This window comes from Pseudoduganella buxea (assembly GCF_009720835.1).
In the GTDB taxonomy this organism is placed as follows: domain Bacteria; phylum Pseudomonadota; class Gammaproteobacteria; order Burkholderiales; family Burkholderiaceae_D; genus Rugamonas; species Rugamonas buxea.
On record NZ_WNKZ01000002.1, the window covers coordinates 157,446 to 165,345 of the forward strand.

The following is a 7,900-nucleotide window of genomic DNA, read 5'->3' on the forward strand; positions in this document are numbered from 1 at the left end:
TTTGTTATGCGGCCAGGAGGCCATATGCTATTGTCGGTGGCCGGCAACGACCGGTAACACCACTGTCATATATAAGAGGGAAATATCTTGAAACGACACCTGTTAAGTGCATTAACGCTGAGCCTGTTGGCCGGCGTCTGCGGCTTTGCCGGCGCGGCCGACAAAGCCTCGTCCAGCAAGCTGTCTTCCGGCATCGCTATCGAGTATGTCGACCCATCCGTGCGCGCCCAGGATGACTTCTTCGTTCATACCAACGGCAAATGGCTGGCCACCACCGAGATCCCGGCGGACAAGTCCAGCTGGGGCTCGTTCGCCAAGCTGCGCGAGGATATCCAGCCGCAGCTGCGTGCCATCATCGAGAACGCCGCTGCCAATGCCGGCAAGGGCGATGCGGACCAGCAGCGCATCGGCGACTTCTACGCCAGCTTCATGGATGAAGCCCGCGTCGAGCAGCTGGGCATCGCGCCCATCAAGGACCACCTGGCCAAGATCGCCGCCATCGGCGACAAGAAGGCCCTGCCGCAGCTGATCGCGGACTTCAACCGCCACGGCGTGACGGCGCCGCTGGGCTTCGGCATCCATCAGGACAACAAGGATTCGACCAAGTACGTGGCCGACTTCTTCCAGGACGGCCTGGGCCTGCCGGACCGCGACTACTACCTGAAAAAGGACGACGCCAAGCTGGCCGACGCGCTGGCGAAGTACGAAACCCACGTCACCAAGATGCTGACCCTGGCCGGCGACGCGAAGGCGGCCGCCAATGCGAAAGCCATCGTGGCGTTCGAGACGGAACTGGCCAAGATCCAGTGGAGCAAGGTCGAACTGCGCGACCCCGTCAAGGCCTACAACAAGTACGATATCGCCAAGGTCGGCGAACTGATGCCGGGCTTCGACTGGAACGCCTACCTGGCCGCCACGGGCGTGCAGGGCAAGGTCAGCTACGTGATCGTCAGCCAGCCGACCTACTTCCAGGCGCTGGACAAGCTGCTCACCGCCACCCCGCTGGAGACGCTGAAATCCTACGCCCAGTGGCACGTGGTGCGTGAAGCGGCGCCTTACCTGTCGAAGCAGTTCGTCGACACCAACTTCGAGTTCTACGGCACCGTGCTGTCGGGCGTGACGGAGAACCGTCCGCGCTGGAAGCGCGCCGTCAGCGCCACCGAAGGCGCGCTGGGCGAGAGCATCGGCAAGGTCTACGTGTCGCAGCATTTCCCGCCGGAGTACAAGGCGCGCATGGAAAAGCTCGTCAACAACCTGCTGGTGGCCTTCAAGCAAAGCATCAACACGCTGGACTGGATGACCCCGGCCACGAAGAAGGAAGCGCAAACCAAGCTGGCCAAGTTCACCACGAAGATCGGCTATCCGACCAAGTGGCTGGACTACTCCAAGCTGACGGTCAAGCGCGACGACCTGCTGGGCAATGTGCAGCGCGCCACCGAGTTCAACTACAACAAGGAGTTGAACAAGCTGGGTAAACCGATCGACCGCGACGAGTGGCTGATGACGCCGCAGACGGTGAACGCCTACTATAACCCCGAAATGAACGAGATCGTGTTCCCGGCGTCGATCCTGCAGCCGCCGTTCTTCGATCCGAAGGCCGACGACGCGGTCAACTACGGCGCCATCGGCGGCGTGATCGGCCACGAGATCAGCCACGGCTTCGACGACCAGGGCGCCCAGTACGACGGCGACGGCAACCTGCGCGACTGGTGGAGCGCGGCCGACCACAAGAACTTCAAGGCCAAGACCAGCCAGCTGGTGGCGCAGTACGGCGCCTACAGCCCGCTGCCGGGCTACAACGTCAACGGCGAGCTGACCCTGGGCGAGAACATCGGCGACAACTCCGGCCTGGCCGTGGCGTATAAAGCCTACAAGCTGTCGCTGAAGGGCAAGAAAGCGCCCGTCATCGACGGCCTGACGGGCGACCAGCGCTTCTACATGGGCTGGTCGCAGGTGTGGCGCATGAAGATGCGCGAGCCGGCCCTGATCCAGCAGATCAAGACCGACCCGCACTCGCCGGGCCAGTTCCGCGCGAACGGCACCATGCGCAACCAGCCGGGCTTCTACGACGCCTTCAAGGTCAAGGATGGCGACAAGATGTTCCTGGCACCGAAGGACCGCGTGATCATCTGGTGATGAACGGGTAATGGACATCCGGCAGGCGTTCGCGCTTGCCGTGCTGTTTTGCCGTGTTCGCCGTATCTTGCTGGGCCGCCTTCGGGCGGCCTTTTTCATTGCGGCGCCGGTGTCGCGGCCGACGCGGGCGAAAAAAAACCGCTCCAGCGAGCGGTTTCTCCTTGACTGCCAACGCGTCAGGCCTTCGGCGGCTCCGCCGCGGCAGGTGCCTCGGCCGGCGCGGCGCCTTCAGCGGCCGGTGCGGCGGCCGGTGCCGGCACTTCCGGCTCCTTGAACTTGGCGCCCGACTGGTTGCTCATGAAGACGACGGCGCGCGCCACTTCGATATCGTCCAGGTCCGGATTGCCGCCCTTGGCCGGCATGGCGCGGATGCCTTCGATGGCATGCTTGACGACGGTATCGTAGCCCTGCGCGAGGCGGGCGCCCCAGGCACCGGCATCACCCGTCTTCGGTGCACCGGCCACGCCGGCGCCGTGGCAGGCCACGCAGGTCGACGTATAAATCGCTTCCCCCGTCTGCAGCACTTTCGGCGCGTTGGCGTCCTTCAGCGTAAAGCCTTCGTCCGCGACCGGCTTCAGGCGGACCGCCGTCGCTTCCGCCGTCAGGGCATTCGAGCCGGCACCCCCCAGTTTTTCCTGCGTGACGTATTGCACCAGCAAAATAATGCCGAGAACGGTAACGAGGAAAAAACCGATGACAGCAGCAGCCAGCTGCTTGGGAGTACGGATGGCGGATTCGTGGTCGTGATGTGCGTCGCTCATGGTTTCCTTAGTACAAGTTTCTGAGCCGGGGGCCAGTGTTGATCTTATGACATCAGGGATGGCAGACTTCTCGCCGAAAAGCAAATGATTATAGACTCAAAAGAATCATGTTGGAATGTAATTGATGTGCAGGAAAGAGACGCCTTCCGGGGCATTTTGTCCCACGGTACGGGCGTCAAACGGGCCCTGCAACTGTCGGGATAGAAAAGTTGTGGTTTTGATAGACGTGCGCGGGGAAAGCCGGTATCCTTCGGTTCTCTCTCGTGCGGCTGTAGCTCAGTGGATAGAGTATTGGCCTCCGAAGCCAAGGGTCGCTGGTTCGATCCCAGCCAGCCGCACCATTTTTTCCCTTCCAATCAATAAGTTATGCGCTGCAATATGCTGCAGTGTTTAGCAATTTGATGCACTTTTTGGCACACTGACTGTGCCAAACTTGTGCCAGGTTTCTCTTCCCTAATTTCTACCACGCTCGACACACTGCATCGCATTGCAAACTACAGCAAGCGAAGGCATGGGCACGCGTCAATTTGCCTATCTGAGCTGCCATGTGCACTGTTGTTTTACAAAATACGTTATGATTTCTGTACCGTGCTGAGAGCGTGTGAACGGCCCCGAGACAAAAGCAAAGCGACCAGGTAGTGTAGCCCGCTGCCCTGTCGCCACGAAGCGAGGGCCACGTATCGTTCAGCGGTTCATCTTCTAAAGCGGAATGGGGATGGATAGGAAAGGATGCCCTAGGCAATCGCCTGCGAGAGGCTCACGGCCGGTCAGAATGAGGCCGGAGTCAAAGTGTGAGGCTTCCAGGAGAACGGCTACATGAGGGGGACAACCCCGCTGTAGGTTTTCCGTAGCAAAGTTGGTCGAGCTGCCTCTGGCGTAATGTTCTCGTTCCAACTGGAAAGCGTGCAGCCCCGCAGACTCATTCGACTCCGACGGTTTCTTACCGGTCGGGTTCGGAGGCGTCTTGCCATGCAAACCTTACTTTCTGTTGAGCAGTTATCCGCTTGCCTTCACAAATCTGTCGCGAGCATCCGTAGCGATGTAACGCGTAACCCTCAAGCACTGCCGCCGATATGCCGGCTTCCGGGAACGAAACGCCTTTTATGGCGCACGGAAGATGTTGAATGTTGGCTCGCAAAGCATGTTCTATCCCCCCCTCCAGCGCCGGCGTTGCCATTGGATACGCCGAAACGGGGCCGCCCTCGGAAAACTGAGCAGACCACTACAGCGGCTAGCACTGCACGGCCAGCAGGCGCCTCTTCGACGCGCCGGGCCCGGGGGGCATAGTCATGCTGCTCGAGGATCTTTCCAAACGACTTACAGAGCGCGCACTTGCCGCAGGCTCTCGCATGCCTCCATGGCCAGAGACTGTGCGTGGCGTTCCCAACGGAGTTCTACGCTCCGCCTTGTTCGGTGCAATTGGCCGTTGTAAGCGTGCTCGTCTGGATCGGGAACTGATCGCCTCGGTTGAGGGGGTCGTAATACGGTATTCCGGGATGCAGCTCGATCAATCCGATCTGGATGTGTGGGAAGGGATCCTGCACTTATCGCGGAATGCCGACTTAGTTCAACCGATTCGGTTTGGCGCCAGACAATTCCTCCGGCTAATCGGGCGTGGCGGAGAAAATGGCGGTAGTCTTGGGAAGGGCGATCGCAAGTGGCTCAAGAGCGTTGTCACGCGGCTAGCTGGTGCAAATGTTGAGCTTCAGCAGGGCCCGTACACTTACATCGGGTCGCTCATCAATGAGGTCCTTTTAGATGATAGCAATGGACAGTACATGGTGACCCTTAATCCTCGCATGCGGGTATTGTTCAGCCGCGACGCCTATACAGGCGTGGATTGGATAATTCGACGTAGCTTGCAGGGGTATCCGCTGGCTCAGTGGCTTCACGGGTACTACTCGACACATGCGCGTCCATACCCTCATAACGTTGATACTCTTCACTCTCTTTGTGGGAGCAAGACCGGCGCTTCGGCGAAGACGGAGATGGCGAAGGAACGGGCCTTAAGGTGCTGGCGTACTGCGACCCTTGAGCCAGCGCTTCAATTGCTTGAGAAGGCGCATAACGATTGTGGGCAATATTTCCGTAGCGAAATATCCCCCGGTGGACTGGTGACAATAGAACGCACACCAACTGTTGCTCAGAAAAAGCACCTTCAAAAGCGCGGCCAATATCCACTCATGTTCAGGGGATAGAGTCTGCAGGGAGGGGGGACAGGATGGGCATGTGGGGGGATAGAATGTGCCACAATGGGGGATAGCATCCCCAAATTCCGGGATAGAGTCTACATTGTCCACTGCCCATGTCACTGTAAGTATATGTTTCGATTGGGAATTTTCTAGCATTGAAAATGGCCTAATCAATCTAATCTATTCTTAATCAATACTTTCAAAATTCTCCAGTGCAACAGTTTTTTAAAAATCTTACTCCAGGGTAAAGCCAGTTAATTGACGGTCGCCTCGAAAATGAGTTGTGCTGTGGCGTCAATTCTCCAAAATGAGCAGCCATGGTTTACTGACATAAAAAAGATAATTGATTTTAGGAGCTCCACCATGTGCGAGACGAAATCTAGTTCGCCTATCGCTAACGGCGATACTCCTGTCCCTACGGCCTCCTGCAAGGAAGGGAAAGGCGTGCCGGCAGAAAATATGGACAAGTCTCTGGATGAGGTGAAGAGAGCGCCTTCAAGTGCGCAGGAGCTGAAAGTCTCTCTGGCAGCCACATCTGACTTGGCCAGTGCCGAGGCAGTGCGTGACCTGCAATGCAAACCAAGGCAGGATCCCCTGGACGCGGATAAGGTGGGCCCGGTGCATTTTGTTGCCGACGGCGGACCAACTTGGCATCTTCCGGTATTCATGACTAGGACAACGCTTGCTGCTCTCCTGGCGGATGAGCAAGTCGCTGATACCAATATCGGCGGATGCCAGGCGGATCAACCCCTGATTCCCAGCTGTCCATGACTGCTAACGATCCAGGCAATGGCGTTGCGACCAAAATTTTAGCGGCTAAATTTAGCAAGCTGGCAGAGGTGTGCGACGATCCTAGTCTGGATAGGCAAAATAGTAGCCACGAGCGGCACCTGCATCCCTGAGAAGCTACAGGCACCGCTACCTGCATGGCGTTTTACAATGACAAAAAAACTTGGTAGGAAGTTGAAAGGCTAGTTTAGCATTGCTCTAGGCAGATTTTCCATAATGAGTAAATCAGCGCTCAACACACGCAAAAAGTCAAAATTCGCCGAAAAATGCAAAGTTACAGGGCATATTACTCATTTTGGGAAATTTCTCGTCCGCGCTGGACTGGCGTAGGCTTGCTACTATTTCTTTGGAATTAGAACTTCACGCATGATGCTCTGCATTTGATCCTGGGTGGATGCGATCTTCGAGAGCAGGGCACGGATCGTTGCTTCGCTAAACGCTGCCGTCCTAACGTCATTCGTCAACCATAGTTTCAGTAGTCCACCTAAGCGGCCAAGGTCACCATTGATGCGAGCAAGCTCTTCTACTCGACGATTGTCCAATATGCTACGCGCCTGATAGCCTTGCCCGACATTGCGGAGGAAAACAGCGATGGGCAAATTTGCTGCCCTAGCATTGCTGGCGATTTGCTCTGCTTCTTGTGGCAGCACTGGCACCCTCAAGTGCTTGTGCCTGTGGGTCAATTTTAGTGCTTTATCCTTCATGCTGCGGTCCTTGTGCATGGTTGTACACAACCATCATCATATGTTGCAATGCGCGTAATCATATAGATGCGCACATAATATTTAAGTAAAAATTTATATAGAAGAGTAATCGCTGGAAATTTTCATCAAATTTTTCGCCTCGCCCTTAGCTTTCACCGAGAGGTTGCTTACTTTCTTCCTAATCTCGGCCATATCAGCTCTCGGCACTGGCCCGCATTGGAAACGATAGACCAACATCATGTTAACTTCCATTATGGCGTCGAGGATTTTCCCGGCCTCAGTGTATGGGCCAAGGTTAAACAAAGAAACATCATCGTCGATCATGTTCAATGCGCACTCCAGAATAGTGGCGTACGAAGAAAACTTTTCAGCACATGCATCCATGATTAACTCTCCTGATTGGATTAGTCAAAGACCGATTTGCCACTTGCTGCACTTAATGAAGTATTCGATTTAGCCCCATTGTTATTTAAAGTTTTGCCTACGTCGTTACTTGTCGGCCAGTTTACAAATTCTGCTATCTCGGATTCACTTTCGCTACTCATACCACCGGTTTTTGTACCGGCCGACAAGCTGCTTTCATCGAACTGGGCGGGTCCAATAGCTAGGCAGGCCTGTTCCCGCGATTTGATCGCGGTCGCGATCTTGCCGCCTGTAGTTTCGCCAATCCGGTCCATGGCCGACCCGCTCACTTCAGACACCTTAGCTTTCGCCACGTCCCATGTCCCTTGCGCCAGGCCTGCTGCAGTACCCCCCACGACCTTACCAACCTTTGCAGCCATCATCGCAACCCCTGATTTTGCTTCACCCGGAGAGCTGTTTTTACCCGCACTTCCCTCGGCGTTCGACTTGTCTGTCCGTTGACTCGATCCTGTCGATGCGCGGGTTGGCGAGTCACCAGCCGAGCTGCTCGACCCCATACCAGCGTGGCCGGCACTACTAGAGGAAACGCTGTCCATGTCGCCCATAGCCGCCGCCAGCGAACTTCCGCCCACGCTACCGCCACCGCCAGATTCCCCACCACCGCCACCAGCAGCAACCGTAAGAGCGCCGATTCCACTATTACCTCCACCAGCATCTTCCGCTGCACTCGCCTTGGAAAATGCAGCCATAAGAGCTTGGGCACCACCCGCAGCGTTGGCAGCACCCGCTAAGCCGGCTCCTACGGCAGCGGCACCTCCTGTCGCAACGTGAATCGCCACGACTATCGTAGACACTCCTGAGCCATAATGTCGGGCACAAGGAGAAGATATGAGCGGTAAGCGGTACACAGAGGAATTCAAGATTGCAGCGATCAAGCAGGTGGCGCAGGGCGGTC

Annotated in this window: 6 protein-coding genes and 1 tRNA gene; 3 read left to right on the top strand and 4 right to left on the bottom strand. The window is 56.6% G+C overall.

The window, feature by feature from the left end; genetic code table 11:
• Nucleotides 1-87: 87 nt before the first annotated feature.
• Entirely contained in the window at nt 88-2,136 is a 2,049-nt protein-coding gene (locus GM672_RS01695) for a M13 family metallopeptidase (RefSeq protein WP_155468792.1), read from the top strand.
• A 176-nt stretch (nt 2,137-2,312) separates the two neighbouring features.
• On the opposite strand, the gene GM672_RS01700 is transcribed toward GM672_RS01695, so the two are convergent.
• Complete coding sequence (locus GM672_RS01700) at nt 2,313-2,897, bottom strand: c-type cytochrome (protein ID WP_155468793.1); 585 nt, start codon at nt 2,895-2,897, stop codon at nt 2,313-2,315.
• 265 nt (nt 2,898-3,162) lie between these two features.
• Here GM672_RS01700 and GM672_RS01705 point away from each other — a divergent pair.
• Together GM672_RS01705 and trfA are read left to right on the top strand one after the other, a co-directional pair.
• Nucleotides 3,163-3,238, top strand: a tRNA-Arg gene (locus GM672_RS01705).
• A 1,008-nt stretch (nt 3,239-4,246) separates the two neighbouring features.
• Nucleotides 4,247-5,095, top strand: a complete 849-nt coding sequence (gene trfA, locus GM672_RS29910; protein WP_371867011.1) for a plasmid replication initiator TrfA — start codon at nt 4,247-4,249, stop codon at nt 5,093-5,095.
• Between the two features lie 1,121 nt (nt 5,096-6,216).
• On the opposite strand, the gene traJ is transcribed toward trfA, so the two are convergent.
• From traJ to GM672_RS01725, 3 genes are all read right to left on the bottom strand, one after another.
• Nucleotides 6,217-6,582, bottom strand: coding sequence for a conjugal transfer transcriptional regulator TraJ (traJ, locus tag GM672_RS01715; protein WP_155468795.1), 366 nt, complete (start codon nt 6,580-6,582; stop codon nt 6,217-6,219).
• Nucleotides 6,583-6,675: 93 nt separating this feature from the next.
• A complete protein-coding gene (locus GM672_RS01720) occupies nt 6,676-6,906 on the bottom strand; it encodes a hypothetical protein (protein ID WP_170299889.1) in 231 nt (76 codons plus the stop codon).
• An 80-nt stretch (nt 6,907-6,986) separates the two neighbouring features.
• Complete coding sequence (locus GM672_RS01725; RefSeq protein ID WP_155468797.1) at nt 6,987-7,694, bottom strand: hypothetical protein; 708 nt, start codon at nt 7,692-7,694, stop codon at nt 6,987-6,989.
• Between the last annotated feature and the right edge of the window lie 206 nt (nt 7,695-7,900).